Origin of the sequence: Rhizobium sp. TH135 (assembly GCF_002855515.1) — a bacterium.
Lineage (GTDB): Bacteria > Pseudomonadota > Alphaproteobacteria > Rhizobiales > Rhizobiaceae > Allorhizobium.
In genome coordinates this window covers 969,465-995,855 of record NZ_PKRP01000001.1, presented here as the reverse complement: position 1 = coordinate 995,855, position 26,391 = coordinate 969,465, and the positions used below count along the sequence as shown (strand labels likewise).

General features: G+C 61.4%; 23 protein-coding genes. 11 read left to right on the top strand and 12 right to left on the bottom strand.

Annotation, left to right across the window (positions count from 1 at the left end):
* Positions 1 to 39 precede the first annotated feature (39 nt).
* The 5 genes from bcsN to C0V73_RS04640 all read right to left on the bottom strand — a co-directional run bounded on the left by bcsN (position 40) and on the right by C0V73_RS04640 (position 9,216).
* The gene (bcsN, locus tag C0V73_RS04665; protein ID WP_102018790.1) at positions 40 to 816 is read right to left on the bottom strand and encodes a cellulose biosynthesis protein BcsN; all 777 of its coding nucleotides are present in this window, start codon (positions 814 to 816) and stop codon (positions 40 to 42) included.
* Positions 813 to 2,861, bottom strand: a complete 2,049-nt coding sequence (locus C0V73_RS04660) for a hypothetical protein (RefSeq protein ID WP_102018789.1) — start codon at positions 2,859 to 2,861, stop codon at positions 813 to 815. Before C0V73_RS04660 ends, bcsN begins: the two co-directional genes overlap by 4 nt.
* Entirely contained in the window at positions 2,858 to 5,161 is a 2,304-nt protein-coding gene (locus tag C0V73_RS04655; RefSeq protein ID WP_102018788.1) for a cellulose biosynthesis cyclic di-GMP-binding regulatory protein BcsB, read from the bottom strand. The genes C0V73_RS04660 and C0V73_RS04655 overlap by 4 nt, the downstream gene beginning before the upstream one ends.
* Positions 5,154 to 7,400: a UDP-forming cellulose synthase catalytic subunit gene (gene bcsA / locus C0V73_RS04650; RefSeq protein ID WP_280950978.1), complete on the bottom strand. Its 2,247-nt coding sequence runs from the start codon at positions 7,398 to 7,400 to the stop codon at positions 5,154 to 5,156. The genes C0V73_RS04655 and bcsA overlap by 8 nt, the downstream gene beginning before the upstream one ends.
* Positions 7,401 to 8,088: 688 nt before the next feature.
* Positions 8,089 to 9,216, bottom strand: a complete 1,128-nt coding sequence (locus C0V73_RS04640; protein ID WP_102018785.1) for a LacI family DNA-binding transcriptional regulator — start codon at positions 9,214 to 9,216, stop codon at positions 8,089 to 8,091.
* Here C0V73_RS04640 and C0V73_RS04635 point away from each other — a divergent pair.
* The 3 genes from C0V73_RS04635 to C0V73_RS04625 are packed head-to-tail and all read left to right on the top strand — an operon-like array spanning position 9,215 to position 11,984.
* Complete coding sequence (locus C0V73_RS04635; protein WP_102018784.1) at positions 9,215 to 9,706, top strand: TRAP transporter small permease; 492 nt, start codon at positions 9,215 to 9,217, stop codon at positions 9,704 to 9,706. The genes C0V73_RS04640 and C0V73_RS04635 overlap by 2 nt on opposite strands.
* Positions 9,703 to 10,983, top strand: coding sequence for a TRAP transporter large permease subunit (locus C0V73_RS04630; protein ID WP_102018783.1), 1,281 nt, complete (start codon positions 9,703 to 9,705; stop codon positions 10,981 to 10,983). Before C0V73_RS04635 ends, C0V73_RS04630 begins: the two co-directional genes overlap by 4 nt.
* Before the next feature lie 26 nt (positions 10,984 to 11,009).
* On the top strand, positions 11,010 to 11,984 hold the full coding sequence (locus C0V73_RS04625; RefSeq protein ID WP_102018782.1) for a DctP family TRAP transporter solute-binding subunit: 975 nt from the start codon (positions 11,010 to 11,012) through the stop codon (positions 11,982 to 11,984).
* A gap of 57 nt (positions 11,985 to 12,041) precedes the next feature.
* Here the strand turns inward: C0V73_RS04625 and C0V73_RS04620 are convergent, their stop codons facing one another.
* From C0V73_RS04620 to C0V73_RS04600, 5 genes are read right to left on the bottom strand one after another with little or no spacing between them, the layout of a single operon-like run.
* Positions 12,042 to 13,058 carry a LacI family DNA-binding transcriptional regulator gene (locus tag C0V73_RS04620; protein WP_102018781.1) on the bottom strand — a complete coding sequence of 339 codons (1,017 nt, stop codon included), beginning with the start codon at positions 13,056 to 13,058 and terminating at the stop codon, positions 12,042 to 12,044.
* A 52-nt stretch (positions 13,059 to 13,110) separates the two neighbouring features.
* A complete protein-coding gene (locus tag C0V73_RS04615) occupies positions 13,111 to 13,446 on the bottom strand; it encodes a hypothetical protein (RefSeq protein WP_062284603.1) in 336 nt (111 codons plus the stop codon).
* Positions 13,443 to 14,330 (bottom strand): NAD(P)-dependent oxidoreductase, encoded by an 888-nt coding sequence (locus tag C0V73_RS04610; protein WP_102018780.1) that lies wholly within the window; start codon positions 14,328 to 14,330, stop codon positions 13,443 to 13,445. Before C0V73_RS04610 ends, C0V73_RS04615 begins: the two co-directional genes overlap by 4 nt.
* Positions 14,327 to 14,824 carry a gluconokinase gene (locus C0V73_RS04605; protein ID WP_102018779.1) on the bottom strand — a complete coding sequence of 166 codons (498 nt, stop codon included), beginning with the start codon at positions 14,822 to 14,824 and terminating at the stop codon, positions 14,327 to 14,329. The genes C0V73_RS04610 and C0V73_RS04605 overlap by 4 nt, the downstream gene beginning before the upstream one ends.
* On the bottom strand, positions 14,821 to 15,576 hold the full coding sequence (locus tag C0V73_RS04600) for an SDR family oxidoreductase (RefSeq protein WP_102018778.1): 756 nt from the start codon (positions 15,574 to 15,576) through the stop codon (positions 14,821 to 14,823). The genes C0V73_RS04605 and C0V73_RS04600 overlap by 4 nt, the downstream gene beginning before the upstream one ends.
* 97 nt (positions 15,577 to 15,673) lie before the next feature.
* Here C0V73_RS04600 and C0V73_RS04595 point away from each other — a divergent pair, with 97 nt between their 5' ends.
* Genes C0V73_RS04595 through C0V73_RS04585 form a run of 3 tightly spaced genes read left to right on the top strand, consistent with a single transcriptional unit; the run spans position 15,674 to position 18,578 of the window.
* Positions 15,674 to 16,621, top strand: coding sequence for a 2-hydroxyacid dehydrogenase (locus tag C0V73_RS04595; protein WP_102018777.1), 948 nt, complete (start codon positions 15,674 to 15,676; stop codon positions 16,619 to 16,621).
* Positions 16,621 to 17,655, top strand: a complete 1,035-nt coding sequence (locus C0V73_RS04590; protein WP_102018776.1) for an L-idonate 5-dehydrogenase — start codon at positions 16,621 to 16,623, stop codon at positions 17,653 to 17,655. Before C0V73_RS04595 ends, C0V73_RS04590 begins: the two co-directional genes overlap by 1 nt.
* Positions 17,656 to 17,687: 32 nt before the next feature.
* Entirely contained in the window at positions 17,688 to 18,578 is an 891-nt protein-coding gene (locus C0V73_RS04585) for an SMP-30/gluconolactonase/LRE family protein (RefSeq protein ID WP_102018775.1), read from the top strand.
* Positions 18,579 to 18,593: 15 nt separating this feature from the next.
* On the opposite strand, the gene C0V73_RS04580 is transcribed toward C0V73_RS04585, so the two are convergent.
* Positions 18,594 to 19,589: a LacI family DNA-binding transcriptional regulator gene (locus tag C0V73_RS04580; protein ID WP_102018774.1), complete on the bottom strand. Its 996-nt coding sequence runs from the start codon at positions 19,587 to 19,589 to the stop codon at positions 18,594 to 18,596.
* A 150-nt stretch (positions 19,590 to 19,739) separates the two neighbouring features.
* On the opposite strand from C0V73_RS04580, the gene C0V73_RS04575 reads away from it, so the two are divergent.
* The 5 genes from C0V73_RS04575 to C0V73_RS04555 all read left to right on the top strand — a co-directional run bounded on the left by C0V73_RS04575 (position 19,740) and on the right by C0V73_RS04555 (position 25,147).
* Positions 19,740 to 21,233 carry a sugar ABC transporter ATP-binding protein gene (locus C0V73_RS04575; protein ID WP_102018773.1) on the top strand — a complete coding sequence of 498 codons (1,494 nt, stop codon included), beginning with the start codon at positions 19,740 to 19,742 and terminating at the stop codon, positions 21,231 to 21,233.
* A gap of 8 nt (positions 21,234 to 21,241) precedes the next feature.
* A complete protein-coding gene (locus tag C0V73_RS04570; protein WP_102018772.1) occupies positions 21,242 to 22,264 on the top strand; it encodes an ABC transporter permease in 1,023 nt (340 codons plus the stop codon).
* Between the two features lie 28 nt (positions 22,265 to 22,292).
* Positions 22,293 to 23,381: a substrate-binding domain-containing protein gene (locus tag C0V73_RS04565; RefSeq protein WP_102018771.1), complete on the top strand. Its 1,089-nt coding sequence runs from the start codon at positions 22,293 to 22,295 to the stop codon at positions 23,379 to 23,381.
* A 77-nt stretch (positions 23,382 to 23,458) separates the two neighbouring features.
* On the top strand, positions 23,459 to 23,887 hold the full coding sequence (locus tag C0V73_RS04560; protein ID WP_102018770.1) for a heme-binding protein: 429 nt from the start codon (positions 23,459 to 23,461) through the stop codon (positions 23,885 to 23,887).
* Between the two features lie 234 nt (positions 23,888 to 24,121).
* Entirely contained in the window at positions 24,122 to 25,147 is a 1,026-nt protein-coding gene (locus tag C0V73_RS04555) for a glycoside hydrolase family 5 protein (RefSeq protein WP_172450009.1), read from the top strand.
* A 155-nt stretch (positions 25,148 to 25,302) separates the two neighbouring features.
* Here the strand turns inward: C0V73_RS04555 and C0V73_RS04550 are convergent, their stop codons facing one another.
* On the bottom strand, positions 25,303 to 26,331 hold the full coding sequence (locus tag C0V73_RS04550) for a helix-turn-helix domain-containing protein (protein ID WP_143708302.1): 1,029 nt from the start codon (positions 26,329 to 26,331) through the stop codon (positions 25,303 to 25,305).
* Positions 26,332 to 26,391: the final 60 nt, after the last annotated feature.

Here is a 26,391-nt window from a genome sequence, read left to right as displayed (position 1 = left end):
AGCATTTGGCGCTTGTATGAGATAACTCTCAGGTTCCTACTACGGCATGGGTATTCTTACGTTCGTGCGATCTTTGAAATCTTGCTTGCTATCTCCGGCTACAAATGCTGTAGCCGCTGGCGAGACCTCCGCCGTTTCACGATCGACCGGCGCCGTTTGGATGACCACCCCCTTAGTGGTCGCCGGACTGGGATAGCCATAGGCGATGGCTGCGGCCGGGGCGGCTGTCGTCGGGCCTTTCAGCGACAGGCCGGTGAGGAGATCTGCGAGCACTTCCGGTCCGAGCGACGAATGGCAGTATCGGAGGCTGACCTCTGCCGGTTGATTGCGACCGAGGTCAACGTCACGCTTGATGATCTGCCAGGCGTAGACACAGCCGCCCTTGTCGTCCAGCTTGCCGGTCGCTGCGCCATAGGCGCCGTAGGCGTTTTGGCGGATCACCGGATCGATGGTCATCGCGACACCCGGGAACTCGCTTCGCAAGGTTCGGGTGATCTCGGCACGGCCAGGCCCTTTTCGGAGCATGGATCTTGAGGCGGCTGCGGTCGATATCGTCAGCGCGTTCTCGCCGGGAAGCGTGGTCGTGTTCGCCCAGACCAGAGTTTGCCGGGTCACGCCATCCGTGGATGTTTGGCGAAGACCGATCGGCATCTCGCCTAGCCCGGTCAGGGAAGCCCAGGCGAGATGAATGGGCAGTTCGCGGTTGCCCGTCGCGACGGGCATGTTGCCGGTCATGCCATCGAGGAAGGGATCTTCGACGGTATTGCAGCCGTGCAGGCCAAGCAGCGCGAGGATCGCAAGGATGTTTGGCTTCACTGGTTGATCCCCATGCGTTCGTTGATGGCTGCGATGCCTCTGGTGTTTGCCGGGTCTGCCATGACCTGATTGAGCTGGGCGAAGATCGCGCGCGACTGGGCGAGATTCCCGAGGTGATAATGGCTCCAGGCGCGCATCTGGCTGACGCCGACGGGCTCCGGCATGATCTGCAGGCGGGCGTTCAGCGCTTCGAGTGTGATGCGGTACTGCTTGCGATCGAAGGCGGCGCGGGCCCGCTGCCAGAGAATTTCGGCGCGCAGTTCGCGGTCGCGCAGCGGCGTCAGACCATGCTGCATCAGCAGGGCTTCCGTGTCATCGGTCAGATTGGCGCGGAGCAGGGTGAGGCCAAGGCCGTAGGCAGCGTCGTCCGCCTTGCCGCCACCGCCTGTAAGGCCGGCTGTAAAGGCCTGGCGCGCCTCGGCGAGATGGTTGAGGCCGAGAAGGCACCAGCCTTTGGCGACCTGGGCATCGGGGCGCAAGGCGCTGCTGGCTTCAAGCCGCCGCAGTTCGGAAACGCAGCCGCCGTAGTCCTTCTTTTGCAGCCGTGACAGATAGCCTGCCTGGACGCTTGCGGGGGCCGAGACCGATTTTCCGGTTCGCTGGCGCGGTTCGGCTGCCGATTTCAACTCGGCGAATACCGACTGATAGGCTTCGCCATGCTTTGCGCGCAGGTCTGCCAGGGCCTTCTTCTCGCCCAACCTCGTCAGGGTGAGCGCCAGCCCCTTCAGGCTGTCTGCCTCGGCCTTCCATTCGAAGGCCTTTGCGAACCAGGCGCGCGCCGGCTCGAACTGGCGTGAATTATAGGCATACCAGCCGATGAGGCGGGCGTGATCGGGGGATTCCGTCTTCTGGATCGCCTCCGAATAACGGGTTACGACCCGCTCATCGACGTCGGTCTTGCCCTCGCCCTTGAAAGGGAAGGACAGCTGATCGAGGAGGAAAGTGTCCTCCGCGGCAAGGACGTCGAGGTGCGCGGTGATAAAGGCATAGGCTTCCTCGCCCCTCGACTGGTGGGCGAGACTGAGCGCCTTGCCGCGGACGGCTTCCGGCGTCGCCTTGTTCTGCAGCATGCGCTGGAAGAAGTTTTCTGCCTGGTCCGGCTGCTCGGTCTTCAGCATGTACCAGCCCATCAGGGCGAGGTCTTCAGGTGCGTTCTTGCTCTCGGCAGCCGTCCTGACGGCTGCGATCACCTCTGGACCTGGTTGCGGTGCGCCCGCAATGCCGGAGGCGAAGTCTCCCACTTCGCGGCGCATGAGATCGAGGCTGAGCGATCGCATCGCGAGGGCGAGTTCGGGATCCGCAGAGAGCACACGCATCGCCTCGCGCAAATCGGCTGCCGGAATGTCCTCCATCGCCTTTTGCAGGGTTGTGAGAACAAGCTCATCTGAAAACGCCTTTTCCGGTGCCCGGAAGAGGATGCCGCGATAGACCGCCGTCAGCCCCTCCTGCATGTCGTTTGCCCTGTACGCGTCGAGCATCATCCAGAGGAGATCGATCTCGGCTTCCTGGGCAGGGTCGAGCTTTGCGCCGAGGCGAATGACGGTCACGAAGTCCTTCGCCTCGTTTGCCTGCGTCATGGCAAATCTTAACTTGCGCCGATCGAGTTTGCTGCGGAAATCCTCCGATGGCTCCCAGCCCGGATGGCTTGCGGCGATCCGGCTGATCTCCTGCTCGATGCCGGCATAGTCGTCGCGCTCGTAAAGTTGCCAGAGCGTGGTCTCATCGACGTGGTCGCCGGCATCCGGAGCATAGAGGTCCGCCGGGGGCATGAAGCCCGGGAATTTCAGTTCCAGGCGACGGGTCTCGGCGTCGACGCGTTCTGCCTCGCCATTACGAGCATAGTAATAGAGTGCGGCAAGATCGACCGTGTCCGGCGCCGGCGTCTTCTGGGCGTTCGCTTCGCCGGTTTCTGTGCCGTTGGAAGGCTCTGCCATGGCGGTGGTCGCTTGCGGGATCAGAAGCGACGTTGCACCAGCGGGCAGGGTGACGAGCAGTGTTGCGAGGATGGTGCCGGCCGAGAGCCGTGTCTTGATCGTCTTCTTCATTCGACTGTCCTCACGCCCTTGCGCGGCACGACATAACCAACCCACCAGCCGAAGCCGCCCATCAGTGCGAGCACAAGGCCGACATAGATGATGAAATTGTCAGAGAGCCAGGCCGCCGCGAGGCGTCTGAGATTGGCGGGGCTCGTGTCGGTGATCGGAAAGAAGCTGTAGCTTTCGGGATAGCGGTTCACGAGTTCGAGGTCCGAGCGGCGGATCACCGCTTCGCCCCCTTCTAGGGCCGTCCAGGTTGCCGGCTTCGTGAGCTCTGCAACGCCCTGCTGAAGCATGGTTTCATCAGCCGCGTTGACATAGGTCCAGACTGCGGCGCTTTCCGCGGAGGCCACCTGCCGTACGCTGATCAGGCGGTCGCGCGGATCGATCTTGACGTCCTCACGACCGATGTCCTTGTAGGCCAGCCAGCGGTTGACGGTTGTCGAGACCCGGGCAACCCAGTCCGAGGCGCGGCTCTTCAAGGACAGCTGGTCGTGCTCGAGGCGCGTTTCGACCTGGAAAGCGTCGAGAAGAGCCTGCGAGTCCGACAACTGGTCGCCTGCCGTCACCGAAGCCGTGATCAGATCATCGGTCGCCGACGGCTGCAGGCGATCGCCCTTTTGGCCGGCAAGGGCGGCAAGCTCCAGCGGCTCACCGCCGGCGCCGACAATGAGGGCATTTGTCGTCTGGCGCGGGTCCGGGCGGCCGATCTTGAGTTCGGCCGGCAGCGGATGACCTGCCGACATGGCGAGCCGGGTCAGAAGGGTCAGTGCCGAGCCCAGCCGTGCGGGTGTCGCCGTATCGACATAGAGATCGAAGGCAGCAGAGCCCTTGAGGGGGAAGGAAGTGCCGGCAAAGGCTGCAAGGTCGGGAAGACGACCGGCGCGGGCCAGGGGCGGTATCGTCACCGTGGTTTCTTCGAGCAGCAGGAAACGAGACCGCGCTTCATCGCGCGCGGCCGGATCGCAGGTGAGATCCGAGGCGAGCGGCACTTCGGCCAGGACGCGAACATGGTTCACGCCGGGATGGAAGGCACGCAGCGGAAGTTCCAGCGGCTTGTCCTTCAGCGTCGCGCCCTCGGGATCGTAGAGCACCAGGCTTGCCACGGCCCGTTCATTGACCCGGACCAGCAACTGCGTTCCAGGTGCGAGCCCCGGCGCGGTGGCGGCATTCAAATTGAGATCGACCGTCGCATAGTCGCCCGGATAAAAATCAGCGGGCATCACGACATCGAAGCTCGTCTGAAACAGACGACCGGCGAAAGGGGTCGTCTGGTAACCGACGCTCGAGAGCGGGTGTGTGCCCGGGCTCTCGCCATCAATCCGCGTCTCGGTCATGGCGAGCTTGTTTGCGCGGATGAGCGGAAGCAGGGGGCCGTTGACGGCGGAAAGTAGAAGCGACTGAAGTTCGCTCTTGTTCGAACCGCGCATGGTGACAATGTGGCGACCGTTTTCGCCCTGACTGACGAAAAGGCCACGCGGCGCAGTAGTGAGCGCGTCGCGGGCGGGCTGCGGCAGCTTCGTGTTCGAGGGGTCGCCGAGATAGAGATCGATGCCGGGTCCGCTGCCACCGACGTCGCCAACAGTGACGCTCAAATCCTCACGGCCGAGCACGACTGCCAGGGTCTGCACGATGGACAGGCTGTCACGAAGTGTCGTTTGAGGCGCATCGTTTCCGGCAATCACGCGGATTTCCGTGGCACCCTCGCCATTTCGGCCAACCGAAAGAAGACTTGCGAGATCGCCGTCCTTCGGACGTGCGCTGGTCAGGAAGCCGCTGACCAGCGGATCGACCTGCGTCCACAATTCGTAGGTCGCCTGAACGCTGCAGTCGATGCGGTGGTGCTGTTTCGCCCGCAGACGAACCTGGTTCCAGCCAACGGTCAGATCTTTGGCAGAGACCGGAATGTCATGGGTGGCCGGTCCATTGGGTGAGCGGATCGGGAAAGCTGCAAGAGGTTTGCCGTTCAATTCGACATCGAGCACTGCGTCATCGGGCATGACCGAGACGGCATTGGTGTAGCTCAGTCTCAGGATGCCGGCCGTCGTCACCTGATCCGCCGAGAGATAGAAGGTGAGTTCTTTCGCTGCGTCTTCGCCTTCGAGACGCATGGCTGTTGCCGTCTGCCGAAAGGCGATCATCTGGCGCGGAACATCCAAGTTGGGTTGCGAGCTGGACTGACTCGTGCTTTGCACGCTTGCCGTGCCAAGGTCTGCGGGCACGAAGTCGCCAGCGCGGGAGGCGTTTGCCGACAGGCAGATGAGGATGGCTGCCGCAGAGAGTGGGCGCAGGATGTCCAAGTTACGCATAGGCCGGTCCTCTCACGGCTGCCGGATAGGTCGCGCCGGGGTCCGACGCGCTGCTTACAGGCTTGATGATCAGCGGCGCATCGGGATGCGAGATTTCCGTCGTTTCGCGGACCAGACGCAAGGCGTAGGTGATGCCACGCAATGTCTCGGTGATCGTCCAGAGGGCAAAGCGGAAGGTTCCGGTGAAGAAACCCTTGTGCTTCTGAACGCGGTTCCAGCGATCCTGCAGCGGCTGCTGTTCGCAATACATCATCTCGGCAATCGCGATGAAGGTTTCGGGCGTGCGCTCGGCAAAGGCAAAGCCGAAGCTCGTCTCCTCCTGTCGGCGCAGCATGCTGCGGCAGACGAGCGGGACACGCATGCCACGGCCGTGGCGGCGGATCTCGATGATGGCCTCTTCGCCCTTCTCCAGGCCGTTTACCGGCTGTCCGTCGATGAACTGCAGAGCCAGACCACCACTCGAGACATCCGCGATGATGACGGCATGGCTTGTGCCGCCGGCATGCAGGATCGCGTGACGCCGAACGCTGAGGCGCTGGTTGCGGCGACGTTCGCGCCGTTCCGAGACGGAGCCGAGGGCGGCGCCGGCAATACCCATGTTGATGATGTTCCAGCCGGCGACGATCAGCAGCAGTTCGGAGGGCATGGCTTCCGTCGTGTAGCGCCAGATCGCGTAGCAGGTGGCGGCGAAGAGCAGGAAGAAGATCAGGAAGTAGGGGCGCGCGAGCGGCGAGAGCTTGCTCTCATCCAGCGTCTGGCCCTTCGACGTGACGTTGAAGGTCGGCTTGCGCGGGTTCTTAACGACGCTCAGGATCGCGCCGAAGAGCATCACCGACTGCACATATTCATAGAGCTCCGAGACCCACGGCCAGCGCACGCGACCGAAGAGGTAGCTCTGCATGGCGAAGGACGAGATGAGATAGGTCACCGAGTAGCAGATAAATTCGGTGATGTTGGCTTCGAAGATCTGCAGCGAGAAGAAGATGTAGAGGAGCGGCGAGAACATGAAGGTCAGCCGCGTCAGCGGGAAGAGCCAGAACAGGTTGGTGCCGGCGTAGCAGATGCGCTGTGCCGTCGAGAGGCCTCGCTGCAGGAAGGGGCGGTTCAGCGTCAGGATCTGCAGCATGCCCTGGGCCCAGCGAACGCGCTGACCGATGAAGGAAACGAGCGTTTCCGGCTGGAGGCCGGCGATCAGCGGCTTGTCGACGTAGAGGCTGTGCCAGCCGCGGCAATGAAGCGCCAGCGCGCTTTCGCAGTCTTCGGTAATCGACTGACCCGAGAAGCCGCCGGTTTCCTTGAGAGCCTTGCGGCGCAGAACGGCAGCAGAACCGCAGAAGAAGGATGCATTCCACTTGTCGAGGCCGCGTTGAACGACGGAATAGAACATCTCGTTTTCCGACGGCATCTTGCCGAAGGTCTGGAGGTTCTTCTCCACTGGGTCCGGATTGAGGAAATAGTGCGGGGTCTGAACGAGGAAAAGCTTCTCGTCGTCCTTGAAGTGGCCAACCGTCTCGTTGAGGAATTCGCGGACAGGCGCATGGTCGGCATCGAAGACGACGACCAGTTCGCTTTTCGAGATAGAGAGGCCCGCGTTCAGATTGCCGGCCTTGGCATGGCTGTTTTCAGCACGGGCGTGATAGCGGACGCCGAGCGCTGCAGAAAGCGCCTGCAATTCTTCACGGCGACGACGGGCAGCGATCGCGGCGCGTGGATCGGACTGGCTGCATTTGGCATCGGTGCCGCCATCGTCGAGCAGATAGACCGTCAGCTTGTCGGCCGGATAGTTCATCGACTTGGCAGCGGCCAGCGTCAGCGCCAGGAGGTCGGCCGACTCGTTGTAGGACGGGACGAAGACGTCGACGGTCGGCTTGTCGTCATCGGCCAGCTGCGGCGCCGGCTTGCGCTTAAGCGGATCCGCGACGATGAAGAAATTGATTGCCAGCATGATCAGGCAATACATTTCCGCCGCATAGAGGATGATGCCCGGGATGAAGTTCCAGGGCTCGTTGACGTTCGGAAGCGTCTCGGTCGTACGCCAGAACGCGTAGCGCAGGGCGAGTACGGCAGAGAACACGAATGTCATCAGGCGGAATGTCTTGTTCTGCGGACGCATCATGAACAGGAGCATCAGGGCCAGAACGGCCAGGCTGAGCACCAGTTGCGCCTGGAGGCTGATCGGCAGCCACAGCAGAAACACACCAAAAAGGCCCGCAATGATTGCAGGCAACGCAGCGCACATCATGTGCAGAACCCCATTTTTCACCCACCCGCAGCTTCATCTGCGGTGATCCCCCAATAGGAATGCCCTGAAAATAGGGGGTGATTTCTTAGCAAATTGCTAAGAGATGAAGAGGGACAGAGGGCCTGAAACCGGTCGTCGCTGATTTTCAGGTTTACTTAAGTGTCGGTAATAAAACACATTTTTAGTCAGCGAACTTCGTTTATTCGGCATATGCCAATGATCGAGTTCCTAAGCCTGATCTAATCGACATGGTTACCATCTCGTGAAGTTGCGCATGAAGGGGCGTAAAACCGTGTCATTCAGGAGCGCTTGGTGAGGGAGCGGCCTATTCCTGGCCTGACGATGCGTAGCGGGCGTGCTTATCCCGACTCACCAAACGCTAGACTGACCCAAATCGCCACATTGCTTCAGAACGGGCTCACTCCCAGCGTTCGGGCAGTGCGCTGTTGGCCACAAATGGCAGAGCCGGGAATTCTGTCGGGTCTCGCACTTGGGCTAGCCGCTCCGCGAGTTGAGGTGATCTGACCAGGAATTGCCGAAAAGAGCCGATCTGTTGCGCCTGCAGGCTTGAATCGGCGAGCCATCCAACGCGGATGGCAAGATCCATGTTGTCGGCAATCAGGTGGACCGCTTTGGAACGTTCACGGAAGGCCTAAGACGGCGAGCTTTGCCCATCTCTACGAGTTCAGGAACCTGGGAGGGCTCTATCGAGGACGGTGTTGCCAATGGTGAGACCAATATCGATCAGGTCGACGGCCTCCTCGGAGCCAGGCTGCGCAGTCCTCAGAGCGGCAGTCGCTGCCCTGCGGCCCATCTCCAGAAGTGGCACCTCTATGGTTGTCAAGCGTGTCGCTAGGGAGTGGGTCAGTGCGGTACCGTTGAAACCATTGACAGAGATTGTCTCGGGGACGGCAATTGCCGCTTCGAGCAGGAAGCGTAGGCCGCCAATTGCCATGGCATCGTTGAGATAGTGAATGGCTTGCGGGATTTCCGCCTGCTCGATGAGCCTTTTGGTCAGGATGTACCCCGTTTCCGCCGTGCGTGGCAGGGTCAGATCCGTCCATAGCTGCATGGTCGCACCCTTTTCAGTCAGTGCCCGTGAGTACCCGTCCAGCCGCAAAGCCGCACACAGATCTCGGGTCATTTGAGATCCGACATAGGCGCAGCGGGTGAGGCCGGCCTCGAGGAATATCTCGGCTGCCAACCGACCCGCTCTCAGATGTGAGAGGCCAACGGTGGCATCAAGATCCGGATGGTCCCCATCCCACAAATGTATTGCCCGGACGCCGGACTGTCGCAGAAGCCGCGTCGTGCGGTCGTCGCGCGCCAACCCTCCCGTTAGGATCAACGCCGCCGGTTTCATCGTCAGCATCATGTGCGCGATGCGAAGCTCGTTCTCCGGATCGAAGAAGCTTTCACCGATGAAGGCCGTGTAGCCCTGGCCGTTCAAAACCTCGTTTATTCCCGCTAGCACGCCGGCATAGACCTGGTCGCCGATGGAGGGGATGACGATGCCGATCAGCGAGCTCGTTTGTGAAGAGAGAGCTCCTGCCAGCCGATTGGGGACATAGCCCAGTTCCTCGGCGATTTGCGTCACGCGAGCCCGCGTGTCGGGCGCGATTCTGCCTGTGCCGCGCAAGACTTTCGAGACTGTCATGCTGCTGACGCCGGCGGCCTTGGCCACGTCGGCGATCGTGATCGTGCGGGGGAAATGCGGGACTTGACTCATAGCAATGTTATCGATACCAATTTGGGTTAACGATAACCCATTGTCGGGTTTGACGCAACGAGTCTTCGGGGAGGAGGATCTCATGCGACGTCTGTTTCAGGCGATATGGTCGATGATCGACATCCTTATGGCGGTCATTCTGGCAGCCATGATCGCTCTTGTCTTTGCGAATGTGGTTCTGCGCTACGGCTTTTCGTCGGGCATACGACAGTCGGTCGAGTTGGCCCGATTGTGGTTCGTCTGGATCGTCATGCTGGGTGCTGCCGTCGTCTTGCGCCGTGGTGAGCATCTCGCCGTGGCCGAATTTTCCGAAGCGATGATGCCGAGGGCCGTTCCCATCCTTCGCCGGCTTTGTTGGGTCGTGGTCATGGTTGCTGTCGGCATGCTGTTCATCGGCGCGCTTAACCAGACCATGGCGAACTGGAATAACCTGTCGCCTCTGACGGGGCTGCCGTCCGGTCTCTTTTATCTCGCGGGCGTCGTCTCGTCTGTTTTGATGGCCTCGATCGCCATCGTCCGCTTCATCGATCCGATGAGCGTAGATGCTCGCATTCCGGAGGACACCAAGGAATGACTCTTATCCTGTTCCTCGGCGTTCTGTTCGTCGCGATCCTTGCTGGGCTTCCCGTCGCCTTTGCTCTCCTGCTTTCTGCCATGGCGCTCATGCTGCATCTGGGCACGTTCAGCCCCGATATCCTGGCGCAAGGGCTCATCAATGGCGTGGACAGCTTTCCGCTGCTCGCCATCCCATTCTTCCTCGTGGCCGGCGAAGTCATGTCCAAGGGTGGCCTTTCGGAGCGCATCGTCCGGCTCGCGATGACGCTTGTCGGGCACAAGCGCGGTGGCCTCGGTTACGTTGCCATTCTGACGGCGATCGTTCTGGCCGGACTATCCGGATCAGCCGTTGCCGATGCGGCAGCCCTGGTGGCGATCCTTTATCCCATGATGCGCAAGGCCGGTTATCCGGAAGGTCGAAGCCTCGGCCTGCTCGCCTCTGGCGGCATCATCGCGCCGATCATTCCTCCGTCTCTGCCGCTGATCCTGATCGGTGTTGCCGGCAATATCTCGATTGCCAAACTGTTCATGGCCGGCATTGCGCCGGGCCTGATGATGGGCGTGACGCTCATGGTCGTCTGGTCCTACATCATGCGCAACGAACAGATCGATACCCTTCCAAAGGCGAGTGGCAAGGAAAGACTGGCAGCCCTGAAGGATGGTATCTGGGCGCTGCTCTTGCCGGTGATCATCATCGGCGGCATTCGCTCCGGTGCCTTCACGCCGACGGAAGCTGCCGTGGTGGCCGCAGTCTATGCGATCATCGTGTCCACGGTCGTCTATCGCGCCCTGACCTGGAAGATCCTGCTTGAAGTGCTGGTCACGGCTGGTCGTTCGACGGCCATGGTGATGTTCCTCGTCGGTGCAGCCATGGTCGCAGCCTGGCTGATCACCGTCGCCCAACTGCCGCAACAGCTGGCAGAAATGCTCCAGCCCCTCATCGACAGCCCACGGCTGCTGATGTTCGTCATCATGCTGATTGTGCTGGCCGTCGGCATGGTCATGGACCTGTCTCCGACCGTTCTGATCCTGGTGCCGCTGTTCATGCCGGTGGTGAAGATGGCGGGTATCGATCCGGTCTATTTCGGGCTGATGTTCATCCTCAACTGCTCGATCGGCCTTCTGACGCCTCCGGTGGGCACCGTTCTCAACGTCATCTGCGGGGTCGGACGCGTTCCGATGAGCGTGGCTGTGCGCGGCGTGATGCCGTTTCTCTTCGCCTATGCCGCGCTGCTCGGCCTTTTCATCATCTTTCCGCAACTCATCACCATACCCGCCAAATTCCTTGGCGGGTGAGACTTCACAACAGGGAGGAGCCTGACATGAAAATCTTGAAAGTGCTTGGACTGGCAACCGCAATCGCCTTCACCGGCGTTTCGGCTCATGCCGAAACAGAGCTGAAACTCGCCCATGCCGCCCCCGATACGGATCTGCAACAGACACTCTCCGTGTTCTTCAAGGAGCAGGTCGAAGCGCGCACGAACGGCTCGGTCAAGGTCACCATCTTCCCCCAGGGGCAGCTCGGCAACGATCAGGCGATGATCGACGGAGCCCGTTCCGGGATCATCGATATCGTGATGACGGGCCTCAACAACCTGACCGGGCTGGTGCCGGATGCCGGTGCCTTTGAACTGCCCTTCATGTTCCCCAACCGGGAACTTGCCTACAAGGTCCTCGACGGTGAGGTCGGGCAGGGTGTATCCGCTCAGTTTACCCAGCATGGTCTGAAGATGCTGGGCTATCCGGAAAACGGCTACCGCAACATGACCAACAATCGTGGTCCGATCCGCGTGCCTGCTGATGTCTCCGGGCTCAACATGCGCGTCAACAATTCCAAGGCCCTGAACGACATGTTCGCGGCACTCGGCGCCAATCCGACGCAGTTGCCGGTCGCCGAACTCTACACGGCGCTTGAGACGGGTGTGGTCGATGCCCAGGATCATCCGATCGGCATCGTCCTGTCCTTCAAGTTCAATGAAGTGCAGAAGTATCTCAGCATGACGCAGCATGCCTATTCGGCGCTGGCGCTCGCTATTAACGACGCCAAGTTCAACGGCCTGACCGCCGATGAGCAGAAGGTGATCCTCGACGTGGCCGCCGAAGCCATCACCATGCAGCGCAAGCTGGCACAGGAAAAAGAGGCTTCGATGATCGCCGAGCTGAAGGCTGCCGGCATGGAGGTTAACACGGACGTGGATGCCGCTGCCTTCCAGGCCGCCGTCAAGCCGGTCTGGGATGGCTATACTGCGGCAAATGGCGACGCGGTCGTCAATGCAGTGCTGGCCTCCCAGAAGTAACAGACTGAAAACTGACGAAGAGAAAGGGCGCATAATCAGCGCCCTTTTTTCATGCCATTACGGGCTCGATTGGCGACGCATCAAGATGGGTTCAAGAGCAATGGTCGCGGGGCCTGCCTGCGTGCCATCGAGAACATCAAGGATGAGCTCGGCCGCGCGTTTGCCGATCTCATGGGGCAGCGGGTTTATCGTGGTGAGCGACGGTACGCAGATCCCGGCGATCTCGTAGTCGCCGAAGCCGGCGACAGCGATCTGACCGGGGACATTCACACTGCGCCTCTGGCATTCCGTCAGGGCGCCAAAGGCTGACAGGTCAGACACGCAGATGACGGCCTGTGTATCCGGCAGCGTGTCGAGCAGCCGCCCCATGGCGTCTGCGCCTTCTCTCATGGAAATGGGCGGTGTGCCGGCCGCGATCAGTCGATCGGGATCCAGACCGTGTGCCTGCATGGCCGCGATGAAGCCGGCCCGGCGATCCGTGCCACGGGTGTCGCGATCGGCATCGCCGCCGATGAAGGCAATTCGGGTGATCCCCACTGACACGAAGTGGTCGACCATGGAACGAACCGCTGCCGCGTTGGAGAAGCCGACGACATGGCCGACGGGATTGTCTGGCAGATCCCACGTCTCGATGACAGGTATGCCTGCATTTTCCAGCAGACGCCGCGTCCGTGGGGTGTGACGCCCGCCCGTCACGACAATCGCTTCCGGGCGGCGGCGCAGCAGTTGTTCGACCAGCCGCTCTTCTTCCTGGATGTCATAATCCGTATAGCCGAGCAGGATCTGCAGGCCGCGCTCCTTGAGCCCCTCCGACAGGCCGCGCACGGTATCGGCGAAGTTGGCGTTGTTGATCGAGGGGATCGTCACGGCAACGAAATCCGTGCGCTGCGAGCGCAGGTTCGAGGCGGTGCTGTCGAAGACGTATCCGAGCGTATCGGCGGCTTCGAGGATGGCGCTGCGCGTCGCATCGCTTACGGAGGCGTCGCGCTTGAACGCCCGGCTCACCGTCATGGGTGAGACGCCCGCAAGGCGGGCGACGTCGGCCATGGTCGGTGCTTTGCGGGGCGTGCTCATACCATTTTGTTATCGTTATCTCTGGCGAAAATCCAGTGTCTGCAGGGTTAGCTCACAGGGGCGCGTATTCATGCGCCGTTGTGACGTGATGATGGATCGAGCCAGTGAAAAAGCGCGCCAGGACGGACTCGGTCGCTGCTCTCGCCTCGGTGCGAACGGGGCTAGCAAGCGCTGCGTCCACGCTCGGTAGATCAGGATAGCTGATGGCGAGAATCATCGGATATTCCGGTGCGCCCTCATCGCGGCTTTCGGCAAACGTGACGCGGACGGAGAGGGCGCCGGGGAACTGGCGCCACTTTGGCAGGATTTCGGCGAGGACAGCGGCGCGGAAAGCCTCGGTCTGTCCTTCATGGATCTTGCCATCGAAAAGTGCGTATCGGGTGATCATGGGGCAATCTCCTTGTTGGGTCCCTTGAAATATTCCATCAGTGCGGCCTGGTCCTCGCCGCCGAGGCCGGCTGCCGTCAGCATGCGGTGGACCTCAGCGCAGATTGCCGTGAGCGGCATCGAGGTGTTGCTCAGCCTTGCTAGGTCCTGGGCGGCGTTCAGATCCTTGACCATGTTGTCGATCCGGCCGGTGCGGCGATAATCCCTGCTGGCAAAGCGCGGCATGTATTCCTGCAGCAGCGCGCTGTCGGCGCGGCCACCCTTGAGCGCCTGCGGGATCTTCTCGACATCGACGCCTGCTGCTTCGGCGAGGGCGGTTGCCTCTGCGACAGCTAGGAAACCGAGACCGCAAAGCACCTGGTTTATCATCTTGGTGGTCTGCCCCGCACCCGGGCCACCCATATGGGTCTGGTTGCCGGCAAGCTTTGACAGGATGTTTTGCGTTTCCTGCACATCGGTCTGTGCACCGCCCTGCATCAGGGTTAGCTGGCCGATCGCGGCCTTCGGAATGCCGCCAGACAGCGGGCTGTCCACCCAGCGCAAGCCACGGGCCGCGCCCTCGGTCGCAAGCGCCTTGGTCGTCTCCGGATCGATCGAGGACATGTCGATGATCAGCGTGCCGGGCTTGGCGCCCTCCGCCACACCCTCAGGCCCAAAGACTGCGGCGCGAACGATGGCGGCGGAATTGAGTGAAAGGATCACGGCCTTCGCCTGGCTTGCCGCATCCGCTGCCGACGAAGCCGCAGCGGCACCCTTGGCAACAAGAACTGCGATCTTCTCCGGGTCGCGATCGTAGACGATGAGATCCGTTCCGGTCTCCGTGAGGCGGGCGCCGATGGCGCCGCCCATGGCGCCGGCCCCAATCAGGGCGATCTTGTCTGTCATTGTGGGTTTCCTCCAAGATGGGACAGGACCTGTCCGACGATGGCGTCCATCGGTTGGTCGATTGTCACTTCGATGGCCTCGTCCGACCCCGGCCTCTCCAGGGTCGCGAACTGGCTGTCGAGCAGTGACAGGGGCATGTAGTGGCCGGAGCGGGAGGCCATGCGGGATGCGATGAGATCCCGGTCTCCTGCGAGGTGAACGAATGTCACTGGGCCGCCAGTTCCTGCGCGGATGCGGTCTCGGTAGGTGCGGCGCAGTGCCGAGCATCCGATGATCAGCGGCGCGTCGCTCTTGAGTGCATCGGCAATCCGATCGAGCCAAGGCCAGCGATCGTCATCATCAAGCGGTATGCCCGCCCGCATCTTCTCGACCGCCGCGGCGCTGTGGAGGTCGTCGCCGTCCTGGTAGGGAATCTTAAGCTGTTCGGACAAAGCGGCGCCGACGGTCGACTTGCCGCAGCCCGCCACGCCCATGATGACCAGACGCACGCTCATAGCGATGCCGTGATCCCGCCGTCGACATAGAGAATATGTCCGTTGACGAAGCTTGATGCATCGGAAGCGAGGAAGATGCAGGCGCCCTGAAGCTCTTCGACTTTCCCCCAGCGGCCTGCCGGCGTTCTTTTTTCGAGCCATGCGGAGAAGGTCGGATCGGCAACCAGGGCTGCATTGAGCGGGGTGTCGAAATAGCCCGGCGCAATCGCGTTGCAGTTAAGGCCGTGCATGGCCCAGTCGGTGGCCATGCCCTTGGTGAGGTTGCCGACCGCGCCCTTGGTCGCTGTGTAGGGGGCAATCGAGGGGCGGGCGAGGGCAGTCTGCACGCTGGCGATATTGATGATCTTGCCGCGACCACGGGTGATCATGTGGCGGGCCACCGCCTGGCCGACATGGAAGACGCTGGCGATGTTGGTCTGCAACAGGCGTTCGAAGGCGTCTGCGGGGAAATCTTCGAGCGGCGCGCGATGCTGCATGCCGGCATTGTTGACAAGGATGTCGATTGCCTTGCCAGAGGCCTCGTAGGCGTCGACGGCCGCGCGTACGGCATTGTGGTCGGTCGCGTCGAAGGCGAGCTGGTCGGCACCCTCGATCCGTGCGGCCGCATCCTTGAGTTTCGTCGCGTCTCGACCGTTGAGGACGATCTCAGCGCCGGCGGCCTTCAGACCCTCTGCCAGCGCAAAGCCGATCCCTTGCGAGGATCCCGTGATCAGGGCGCGCTTGCCCTTCAGGTCGAACAGGTTCAGTGCCACGCTTTACTCCCTTCAGTTTCGCTCTCGACAAGCGTCAGATGATTTGTATATGTTATCGATAACAATCGAAAGTCAAGCATCCCTGGGGAGAGACATCATGACCAAGCCCGACATCCTGCAGATGGGCCCTTATCCGGACTGGGATCAGGTGCCACTGGAGCAGAGCTTCCATATGCATCGCTACTTCGAGGCCGCCGACAAGGCTGCCTTCCTTGCTGACGTCGGGCTGAAAATCCGGGGTATCGCCACTCGTGGCGAGCTCGGAGCGAATGCTTCTGTCATCGCGGCCTGCCCCAATCTCGAAGTAATCGCGGTCTATGGCGTCGGCTTCGATGCGGTTGATCTTGGCGCCTGCCGGGAGCGCGGCATCCGGGTCACCAACACGCCCGACGTGCTGACGAACGATGTGGCCGATCTCGGGGTCGCCATGATGCTGGTCCAGTCACGCGGGATGATTGGTGCTGAAACCTGGGTGAAGGACGGGTCCTGGGCTGCCAAGGGTCTCTATCCGTTGAAGCGTCGTGTCTGGGGCCGCAAAGCAGGCGTGCTTGGCCTCGGGCGGATCGGTTTCGAGGTCGCCAAACGCCTTGCCGGCTTCGATATGGAGATCGCCTACAGCGATGTCTCGGCCAAGGATTTCGCCAAGGATTGGGAATTCATCGCCGATCCCGTGGTGCTCGCCCAGCGTTCGGACTTCCTCTTTGTCACGCTGGCTGCTTCCGCTGCGACCCGGCATATCGTCGGTGCCAAGGTGATCGAGGCTCTGGGCCCCGAGGGCATGCTGATCAATATCAGCCGCGCCTCCAACATCGATGAGGAAGCCCTGCTGGAAGCGCTTGAGACGGGCAAGCTTGGTTCGGCAGCCCTCGATGTCTTCGAAGGTGAGCCCAATCTCAATCCGCGATTTCTGACCCTGCCGAACGTGCTCCTGCAGCCGCATCATGCCAGTGGCACCATCGAGACCCGCAAGGCGATGGGCAAGCTCGTCCGTGACAATCTCACCGCGCATTTCGCCGGTGAAGCCCTCCTCACTCCGGTGCTCTGATGAAAGCCATCGTCATTCATGCCGCCCGTGATCTGCGGATCGAAGACCGCCCGGTGGAAGAGCCGCAAGCCGGCCAGCTGCGACTAAGCCTTGCGACCGGCGGGATCTGCGGGTCGGACCTGCACTATTACAATCACGGCGGCTTCGGCGCGGTGCGACTGAAGGAACCCATGATCCTTGGCCATGAGGTCTCGGCCCGTGTCGAGGCGATCGGGCCTGGTGTCTCCGGCTTCGAGATCGGGCAGCTTGTGGCCGTTTCGCCCTCTCGGCCCTGCGGCCAGTGCCGCTACTGCGGCGAGGGACTGCAGAACCAGTGCCTCAACATGCGCTTCTACGGCAGTGCCATGCCATTCCCGCATATTCAGGGGGCTTTCCGCGAAAGCCTGGTGGCGGAAGCCTATCAATGCGTCGATGCGACGGGTCTGTCTGCCGGCGAGGCGGCGATGGCCGAACCACTGGCGGTAACCCTGCATGCCACGACGCGGGCGGGCAGCCTGTTCGGCAAGCGTGTGCTGGTCACCGGCTGTGGACCGATCGGCGTTCTATCGATCTTGTCGGCCCGCCGGGCCGGGGCAGCCGAGATCGTTGCCACCGATCTCTCCGATTTCACGCTGGCGCTGGCCGCAAAGGTCGGTGCTGACAGGGTGATCAACACGGCGAAGGAGCCGGACGCGCTGGCTGCCTATGCCGGCGACAAGGGGACTTTCGATGTGCTCTACGAATGCACGGGTGTTGCCGCAGCATTGGCCGGCGCCATTCCGGCGCTCAGGCCTCGGGGCATCATCCTGCAGCTCGGTCTGGGCGGCGATATGACGCTGCCCATGATGGCGATCACGGCCAAGGAACTGGAACTGCGCGGTTCCTTCCGCTTCCATCAGGAATTTGCCATCGGGGTCGAATTGATGCGCAAGGGGCTGATCGACGTAAAGCCGCTGATCACGCATACGGTGTCGCTGGCCGAAGCAGAGAAGGGTTTTCTACTCGCTTCGGACCGAAGTCAGGCAATGAAAGCGCAGATCGCGTTTTCAGCCTGAATGGCACTACGGTTTTGGGAGGAGCCTCAAGCATGTCGTTTTTCGAAGTCATCGATCCGGTCTTTGCCACCTATGTGCTTGGCAATGCGCCGGTAAAACGGCTCGCGACCGGGTTTGACTGGACGGAAGGGCCGGTATGGTTCGGCGATGCCGGCTGCCTGCTGTTTTCCGACATTCCCAACAACCGCATCGTCCGCTGGAGCGAGGATGGCGTGACCACCTATCGTCAACCTTCGAACTATGCGAATGGCCACACCCGGGACCGGCAGGGCCGTCTCGTCAGCTGCGAGCATGGAACGCGCCGGGTGACGCGGACTGAATGGGACGGGTCGATCACGGTCATCGCCGACAGTTATCAAGGCAAGCGTCTCAATAGTCCGAACGATGTGATTGTCGCTCCCGACGGTGCGATCTGGTTCAGTGATCCGCATTACGGGATCATGACGGATTACGAGGGCGCAAAGGCGGAGCAGGAACTGCCCTGCACGGTGTATCGGGTGTCTCCGGATGGCGGGATCGATGCTGTGATCACCGACATGCAGGGGCCGAACGGTCTCGCTTTCAGCCCTGATGGCAGTCGCCTCTATGTCGCTGATACAGGGCGGATGTTTTCCGCCGATCCGCAGCACATCCGGGTGCTCGACATAGTCGATGGGCGGCCGGTGAATGGGCGTATCTTCCACGTGATCACGCCCGGCTGCGCTGACGGCATGCGGGTTGATACGGACGGAAACCTGTGGTCCTCCGCAGCCGATGGCGTGCATTGCATCGCGCCGGATGGGCATCTGATGGGCAAGATCCTGGTGCCGGAAATGGTGTCGAACCTCTGCTTTGGCGGTCATTCGAAGCACCGGCTGTTCATCACGGCGACCACGAGTGTCTACTCGGTGGTGCTCAACCGGCGCGGCATCCAAGCTCCTTGAACCCGGCTTGGCAATTCAGGCGGTTTCGCCTGGCACAAGGCGTGTCGGAACAAAGGTGACGGTCTGCGCGGGCTCGCCCTTCAATTTGGCAACCAGGGCTTCGGCGGCTGCCTTGCCGATACTGGTCGTCGGCACGACGGTGGTGGTCAAGCGCTTCTGCAGGATGGACGCCGCCTCCATCCCGCCCCATCCGGCGATGCCGATATCCTCGGGCACGCTCAAGCCGCGGGACTGACAGAAGGCAAGACCGCCGATCGCCATCTCGTCATTGTGGAAATAGACGACATCGAAGTCGTTCTTGCGGCTGAGCAGGGTCTCGAGGCCATAATAGCCCGCGTAGAAGCCCGGCGCATCGTGGAGCATCTCGGCATCGACGAGCGGATGTCCGGCACGGGCGAGCGCGTCGCGGAACCCTTCGAAACGAGCCTGCCCCATCACATCAGAGCGGGCGAGTGCGCCGACATAGCCGGCCTTGCGGCGGCCGCGCGCAAGAAGATGCCGGGCCATTTCGGCACCGCAGTCGGCATGGGAAAAGCCGACGGCCATGTCTATCGGGCTCGTGGTCAGATCCCAGATTTCGACGACCGGGACGGCCGCACTCCTGAGCAGCTCAATCGTGCCCTGTGTGTGGTGGCGACCTGAGAGAATGAGGCCTGCCGGACGCCAGCTGACCACCTGCCGGATCCAGGCTTCTTCCTCGATCATCGAATGATCGTTGGCGCCGATGATCAGCTGATAGCCGAGACGTCCAAGCGCCCGGTCGACGCCATCCAGCACATGGCCGAACAGGCCCGATGTCAGGCGCGGGACACACATGCCGACCAGCGTTTCTGCCTGATCCGAGCCGAAGGCGGCGGCCAGCCGGTTCGGGACATAGCCCAGTTGTGCGGCGATCTCCATGACCTTACGGCGCGTCTGGTCGGAGAAGCCGGACCCGTCGCGCAGGACGCGGCTGACCGTCATTTTCGATACGCCAGCGGCACGGGCGATGTCTTCGAGATTGGCCTTCATAGGGGGCTTTGCCTCGACGGGACGAGGCAGTGAACATGCTGCATGTTATCGATAACTTTTTTCTTGACTCGGCAAATGATGCAAGTACGTTAGTTACGTTACCGGTAAACCTGACGCAAGATCTGGATCCGGCATGGGAGGAGACATAGTATGCAACCGTCCGCAGACGGCCTGCTTTTCGATCGAATCGTGAAGTCCTTTGGTGGCACGCAAGCCCTCAAAGGTGTTTCACTGAAGGTCGAGCGTGGCGAAATCGTCGCCCTGCTCGGCGAGAACGGAGCCGGCAAATCGACGCTTATCAAGGTCCTCGGCGGCATCCACCGCCCCGACGAGGGCGGCGTCTTCATCGATGGCATTCCTTACGCCCATGAGGCCGGCAAGGCCGGCGGCCAGAAGGTCGCCTTCATCCATCAGGACCTCGGTCTAATCGAGTGGATGAGTGTTGCCGAAAACATTGCCCTGTCGCTTGGCTATGTGAAGAAGGGCCGTCGGATCGACTGGTCCGCGACCGAGGCTCTGGCCGACAAGGCGCTGTCGCTCGTCGAAGCCGATTTTTCGGCGACCGCGCGGGTTTCCAGTCTCACCCGCACGCAAAAATCTCTGGTCGCCATTGCCCGGGCGCTGGCCGCCGATTGCGACTATCTCGTGCTGGACGAGCCAACCGCCAGTTTGCCCGCCGACGAAGTCGAGCGCCTGTTTGCAGCGCTTCGCCCGCTGAAGGCGCGTGGCGTCGGCATGATCTATGTCAGCCACCGGCTGGATGAGATTTTCCGTATCGCCGATCGGGTTGCCGTCCTGCGCGACGGTCAGATGGTCGGTATGCGCGCAATCGAACACACGACGCCAGAGGAGTTGGTCGGTCTGATCGTGGGTCGGAAGGCGCGCGAAATTGCCCGGCCTGCCATTCTCGAGGGACCGGCGATCCTGAAAGTTTCAGGTCTCGCAACGGGTGCTGTCGGCCCTGTCAGCTTCGAGATCAAGCGCGGCGAGTTGCTCGGTCTTGCGGGTCTTCGTGGGGCCGGTCACGAGGATGTCGGCCGAGCCCTCTTTGGTCTCATCCCGCATGCCGGCAAGATTGCGCTGAATGGCGTCACGCCGGACTTGAAAGACGCCGGAGCCGCAATGCGGTCGGGCATCGGTCTTGTGGCACGCGATCGGGTCGCCGAAAGTGTTGCGCCCGGACTCTCCATCCGCGAAAACGCGTTTCTCAATCCGTCGGCCACGGGGCGCCGTCTGCTGAGCCTGCTGTCGCCGAAGGCAGAGGATGAACTCGCTCATGAACTCGGCCGTCGCGTGGGCTTGTCCCCCAATGACCCAACGCTTGCCATCGAGGCGCTCTCGGGCGGCAACCAGCAGAAGGTCGTTGTTGGTCGTTGGCTCGATTCCGGCCGCCGGCTGCTGATTGCGGAAGATCCGACTGCCGGCGTCGACGTTGGTGCCAAGGCCGAGATCTATCACCTTCTCTACCAGGCTCTCGCAAGCGGCATGGGCGTCCTCGTGGTGTCCACCGATTTCGAAGAGACTGCCAATATCTGCCATCGCGCCATCGTCTTCAGTCGCGGCCTGCCCGTGGCCGAGCTGAGTGGCGTCGAACTTTCAACCGAATCCCTGATCCAGGCCGCATCGGCCGGTGAAGCCGCCTGAGGACCGCCATGCCCGGTATCCAATCCAACGCCGTCGAACCCACAAAGGACGAATTGCGGGGTCTGTCGCCCGGTCGCAAGATCGTGCGCCTCGCGCCGACCTATGGGCTCGTCATCCTGATGTTCGGCCTGATTCTGCTGTTCTCGATCCTGCTGCCGACCACATTCCCGACCATGCTGAATGTCAGGGCCATCCTGTCCGACAAGGCGATCATCGCGCTTCTGTCGCTGGCGGCGATGATCCCAATGGTCGCCGGCCGTATCGATCTGACGGTCGGCTACGGCATCGTGCTCTGGCATATTCTGGCGATCAGCCTGCAGACGCTCTACGGCTTCCCCTGGCCGGTGGCCGTTGCCATCGTGCTGGTGCTCGGTGTCGTGATCGGCGCGCTCAATGGTCTCCTTGTTGAGGTCGCCCGCATCGACAGCTTCATCGCAACCCTTGGCACCGGCACGATCCTGTACGCCCTCGCGCTCTGGCATACCGGCGGTCGCCAGATGGTCGGCGCGCTTCCAGATGCGTTCTATGCGATCAACGGCACCTTCGTTTTCGGACTGCCGATCACCGCGATCTACGTGCTTGTCATCACGGTCGTGCTCTGGGTCGCGCTCGAATACACCCCGATCGGCCGGTATCTCTATGCGATCGGCGCCAATCAGCGGGCGGCCGAACTCAACGGTATCCCGACGCGGAAGTTCGTCATCGGTGCCTTCGTTACATCGGGTCTGATGACTGCGCTTGCCGGCGTGTTGCTCGCCTCGAAGCTGCGCATCGGTCAGGCCTCGGTCGGTCTGGAATTCCTGCTGCCGGCGCTAGTCGGCGCCTTCCTCGGCTCCACCACCATCAAACCCGGACGCGTCAATGTCTGGGGTACCATCGTCGGCGTGATGATCCTCGCCGTCGGTATTTCCGGCATCCAGCAATTCGGCGGCAGCTTCTGGGTCGAGCCTCTGTTCAACGGCACGACCTTGCTGATCGCCATCGGGATCGCCGGTTACGCGCAAAGAAAGAAAGGCGCGAAGTCCAAATAAGTCCATTCAGCTACTTTGGGAGGAAACCATGCTGAAGAGAGCCCTAGCCGTATCGATCCTGGCGCTGACGGCCGCCATGCCTGCCCATGCCGACGCGATTTCGGACGCGATGGCAGAAGTCCAGAAATATGCCGGTGAAAAGACCACCTGGGATGGTCCGACGAGCGGCCCGACCGCAGCGGCGGCGAAGAAGATCGTCGTGCTTGCCGCCGACATGAAGAATGGCGGTATTCTCGGCGTCACCAACGGCATCCAGGAAGCTGCCGCCAAGATCGGTTGGGAGGTTACCGTTCTTGATGGCGCTGGTTCCGTGCAGAGCCGCGCCGGCGCCTTTGGGCAGACGCTTGCGCTGAAGCCCGATGGTATCATCATCAATGGCTTCGATGCCGTCGAGCAGCAGGCAGCCCTGAAGCAGGCCTGCGATGCAGGGATCCCGATGGTGAGCTGGCATGCTGGCCCGGTCATCGGCCCTGATCCGGCCAATTGCCTCTTCGCCAATGTCTCGACCGATGCGATGGAAGTCTCGGCCGCTGCCGGCAAATGGGCCTTCGCGGATGCCGGTGGCAAGCCGGGCGTCGTGATCTTCACGGACTCGACCTATGCAATCGCGATTGCCAAGGCTGACAAGATCAAGGAGACGATCGAGAAGCTTGGCGGTACCGTCCTCGAATATGTCGACACCCCGATCGCCGACACCTCCAACCGCATGCCGACGCTGACGACCTCGCTTCTGCAGAAGTATGGTGCAAGCTGGACGCATGCCCTTGCGATCAACGACATCTACTTCGACTTCATGGGGCCGAGCCTGGCTGCTGCCGGCATCCCCGGTGACGGTGCGCCGAAGGCTGTTGCTGCCGGCGACGGGTCCGAGTCCGCTTATCAGCGCATCCGTTCCGGTCAGTATCAGGCGGTGACGGTCGCGGAGCCCCTCAACCTGCAGGGTTGGCAGTTGATCGACGAACTGAACCGCGCCGTGAGCAAGGTCGAATGGTCGGGCTACACCTCGCCGCTGCATGTCGTCACCAAGGCGAACATCAGCTCCGACGGTGGTGACAAGAACATTTTCGATCCGGGCAATGGTTATCGCGACCAGTATGCTAAGATCTGGGGCAAATAAGACTTGCTCCTTCGCGGCCGGTGCAAACTCCTCCGCGTCGGCCGCGATTACTTCACAATGAGATAGGGAATGAGCCCATGAGCAGCTTCTTTGAGCCTTCGGCGCAACTGACGGACAAGGGGGTGCTTGCCATGCTACAGGCGTCGATCGATACGGCCTCGGCGATGGGCCAGCCGCAATGCATCGTTGTCGTCGACCAGAGCGGCGTCGTGCTCGGCTCCTTTCGGATGAAGGGGGCGCGCTTTCTTTCCTTGAAGAGTGCTCTTGCCAAAGCTCGGACCGCTGCCTCCATCAATGCGCCTTCGACGGCCATTCCAGAACAGGCACGTCTTCTGATTTCGGGTGCGACCCAGGGCGAGGTGACAGGACTGAAGGGTGGTCTACCCATCCGCTTTGGCGGGGTACTCGTCGGCGGTATTGGCGTCGGGTCCGGAAGTGGCGATCAGGACGAGGATGTGGCACGTGCAGCGCTCAAAGCTATCGGTGCTGATGCAAACACGCCGTGATTTGGCTTCGCGATCGAGGGCCAAATGCAATGCCGCTTCTCCGCCTTCGCCCTGCCCAACAGCACATTCAGGTTCTCCTTAAACTCCGATACCGGCTCCTCAGTGACGATGTGAATTGTCGATGGCTTGAAGCCTTTTCCAATGCGTTCTAGGGTCCGGCCCGCCTGAGACAGCAATGTAGCAGGGGGTGCCAGGAGGGGCGTGGTCGAGATGAAATGTTTATGGCGGACGGCCATGGTTGCACTGTTGCTGACTGGGCAGGCGGTTGAGAGTGTTTCCGCAGCAGAGGGAAGTTGCCTTCGGGGCGTAAACCTTGCGGGAGCCGAGTTCGGCACACTGCCTGGGGAATTCGGGAAAGATTACATCTATCCATCTGGCGAAACGGTCGATTATTTCGCTGCAAAGGGTTTCAACACCGTCCGGCTTCCTTTCCTTTGGGAGCGTCTTCAGCCGGCGCTTTTCGGCGACTTTTCTGCGGATGAGCTGACGCGGCTGAAGGATATGGTGGTGTCCATGCGGAACAAGGATATCGTCGTCATCCTCGATCCGCACAACTATGCCCGTTATCAAGGTCAGCTGATCGGTTCACCCGATGTTCCGCCGGGGGCTTTCACAGATCTGTGGCGGCGGCTCGCGCAGGAGTTCGGACAGGATCCCGGTGTCATCTTTGCGCTGATGAACGAACCTTATGATATCTCCGCAGTCAGCTGGCTCTCCGTCGCGAACGAGGCGATTGCCGGTATACGCACCATCTCGAACCGCAATCTCGTAATGGTACCCGGCACCGCCTGGACCGGTGCACACAGCTGGGGTGCAGACTGGTATGGTGGCTCGAACGCCTCTGTGATGGCGGGTGTGCGAGACCCCGCCAACCATTTTGTCTATGAGTTCCACCAGTATTTCGATGAGGACTTCTCCGGAAAGAAGGACAGCTGTCTACGCGCCCAAGAGGCGATCGCGTCCGTCGGCGAAGTTGCCAACTGGTTGCGAAGCACCGGAGCAAAAGGGTTTCTCGGCGAGTTCGGCGTCACACGAGAACCATCCTGCATTGCGGCGGCTGCCGCCATGACGGACGCCGTTGATGCCAATCGGGATGTGTTTATTGGCTGGGCCTATTGGGCAGGCGGCGACTGGTGGCCAAAGGAAGAGGCACTCAACATCCAGCCGGTCGATGGCGTGGATCGGCCTCAGATGGCCGGGCTCGTCGCGGCGCTGGCGAGACCGATGCCGAGCGGTCAGTGCAGCTTTCTGGATCGATGAAGCTATAACGCCCTGGTCGCGGTCAACGACAGGCGGCCAGTTGTGGTTTAGCGACTGCAGTTGCCCCAGTTTCTCGCAGCGCCTCACCAGAGCACAGGCTCATGCAACATCTGTCTCTGACCTCACGCCGTCGGTAAACACCGGGTTCCTCCGGCTCAGATCTCTTCCAACATCGCCCGCTCGACGTTGGTCTGGCGATATTGCGACGGCGGTCGCCCATAGCGATTGATGAACAGCTGACGCATGTTCGTCTGACTTCCGAGCCCGGCCAGACGGGCGATGTCCTTTATCTTTCGCTCCCCGGCCACCAGCATTTCACAGGCATAGCGCAGCCTGACCGACAACACGAATTCGCCGATCGTCTGTCCGGTCTTCTGCTTGAATGCGCGCGAGAGGGTTTTCTCGCTCATTGCGACCATGTCTGCGAGCTTGCCGACACTGAGATCCGCGGACGGGTTGGCCGTGACCCATTCCTGCAGGCGTTCGATGGGACTTCCGGTGTCGAGGCTGGGTAGGCGTCTCGCGCTTGCTCCGTAGCGCATATCCGCGTCCGCGAGGCGGGAGCCAAAGCGACGGGCGACTTCTTTCGCGATATCGCGCCCCAGATCTTCCTCGATCAGGGCAAGTGCAAGCGCCAGCCCGGCGGTTGCGCCTCGCGCGCTCCAGATCTTGCCGCTCTTGTGCAGGTCGGAATGCGGTTCGACGATCGTCTGTGAGCAAAGGGTGGCGAGCCGCTGCTGGACGTCGCCACTGGCGACAACCGTATGCCCACGCGTCATTCCGGCCGCGGCTGCAAACAACACTCCATTGCCGAAGGTGGCGAGCCGCCGCACCTTGGGCGTGCTCTTTGTAAGGAATTCGATGATGCGGAGATCATGATCCTGAAGCGTGACAGGAGATCCATCCGGCACGATGAGTGTATCAACCTCCGGTGGTGTGTTCGCCAAGTTGTGTACAGCACTCAGGTGGATCCATTGTTCATCCGGCTGGAGCGTCTGATAGCCTGCGGCACATGTTGTCAGAGCGTAGGAGCGGTTTCCGGACAGCTCGCTGGCATAGCGGAAGCTCTCTACGACAGAAGCAATTTCCAACATTCCGCAATTGCTGCGTAGCACAATCATGATAACGCGTGTCATTCGAACCAACCTCAGATTCTGCAGATCCTGGTAAAGGAAATTGAGCAACCAAGCTTAGTTATGCATAAAAAACGAGCATCTCATGTTCATAAAACAGTCATAGTGTCT

Excerpts from the sequence above, each read along its gene's own strand:
- C0V73_RS04595 (WP_102018777.1), top strand. The coding sequence starts at position 15,674 with ATGACCAAGCCCGACATCCTGCAGATGGGCCCTTATCCGGACTGGGAT.
- C0V73_RS04630 (WP_102018783.1), top strand. The coding sequence starts at position 9,703 with ATGACTCTTATCCTGTTCCTCGGCGTTCTGTTCGTCGCGATCCTTGCT.
- C0V73_RS04655 (WP_102018788.1), bottom strand. The coding sequence starts at position 5,161 with ATGCGTAACTTGGACATCCTGCGCCCACTCTCTGCGGCAGCCATCCTC.
- C0V73_RS04605 (WP_102018779.1), bottom strand. The coding sequence starts at position 14,824 with ATGAGCGTGCGTCTGGTCATCATGGGCGTGGCGGGCTGCGGCAAGTCG.
- C0V73_RS04560 (WP_102018770.1), top strand. The coding sequence starts at position 23,459 with ATGAGCAGCTTCTTTGAGCCTTCGGCGCAACTGACGGACAAGGGGGTG.
- C0V73_RS04590 (WP_102018776.1), top strand. The coding sequence starts at position 16,621 with ATGAAAGCCATCGTCATTCATGCCGCCCGTGATCTGCGGATCGAAGAC.
- C0V73_RS04570 (WP_102018772.1), top strand. The coding sequence starts at position 21,242 with ATGCCCGGTATCCAATCCAACGCCGTCGAACCCACAAAGGACGAATTG.
- C0V73_RS04615 (WP_062284603.1), bottom strand. The coding sequence starts at position 13,446 with ATGATCACCCGATACGCACTTTTCGATGGCAAGATCCATGAAGGACAG.
- C0V73_RS04580 (WP_102018774.1), bottom strand. The coding sequence starts at position 19,589 with ATGAAGGCCAATCTCGAAGACATCGCCCGTGCCGCTGGCGTATCGAAA.
- C0V73_RS04585 (WP_102018775.1), top strand. The coding sequence starts at position 17,688 with ATGTCGTTTTTCGAAGTCATCGATCCGGTCTTTGCCACCTATGTGCTT.
- C0V73_RS04620 (WP_102018781.1), bottom strand. The coding sequence starts at position 13,058 with ATGAGCACGCCCCGCAAAGCACCGACCATGGCCGACGTCGCCCGCCTT.
- C0V73_RS04640 (WP_102018785.1), bottom strand. The coding sequence starts at position 9,216 with ATGAGATCCTCCTCCCCGAAGACTCGTTGCGTCAAACCCGACAATGGG.
- bcsA (WP_280950978.1), bottom strand. The coding sequence starts at position 7,400 with ATGTGCGCTGCGTTGCCTGCAATCATTGCGGGCCTTTTTGGTGTGTTT.
- C0V73_RS04660 (WP_102018789.1), bottom strand. The coding sequence starts at position 2,861 with ATGAAGAAGACGATCAAGACACGGCTCTCGGCCGGCACCATCCTCGCA.
- C0V73_RS04610 (WP_102018780.1), bottom strand. The coding sequence starts at position 14,330 with ATGACAGACAAGATCGCCCTGATTGGGGCCGGCGCCATGGGCGGCGCC.
- C0V73_RS04565 (WP_102018771.1), top strand. The coding sequence starts at position 22,293 with ATGCTGAAGAGAGCCCTAGCCGTATCGATCCTGGCGCTGACGGCCGCC.
- C0V73_RS04625 (WP_102018782.1), top strand. The coding sequence starts at position 11,010 with ATGAAAATCTTGAAAGTGCTTGGACTGGCAACCGCAATCGCCTTCACC.
- C0V73_RS04555 (WP_172450009.1), top strand. The coding sequence starts at position 24,122 with ATGGTTGCACTGTTGCTGACTGGGCAGGCGGTTGAGAGTGTTTCCGCA.
- C0V73_RS04575 (WP_102018773.1), top strand. The coding sequence starts at position 19,740 with ATGCAACCGTCCGCAGACGGCCTGCTTTTCGATCGAATCGTGAAGTCC.
- C0V73_RS04635 (WP_102018784.1), top strand. The coding sequence starts at position 9,215 with ATGCGACGTCTGTTTCAGGCGATATGGTCGATGATCGACATCCTTATG.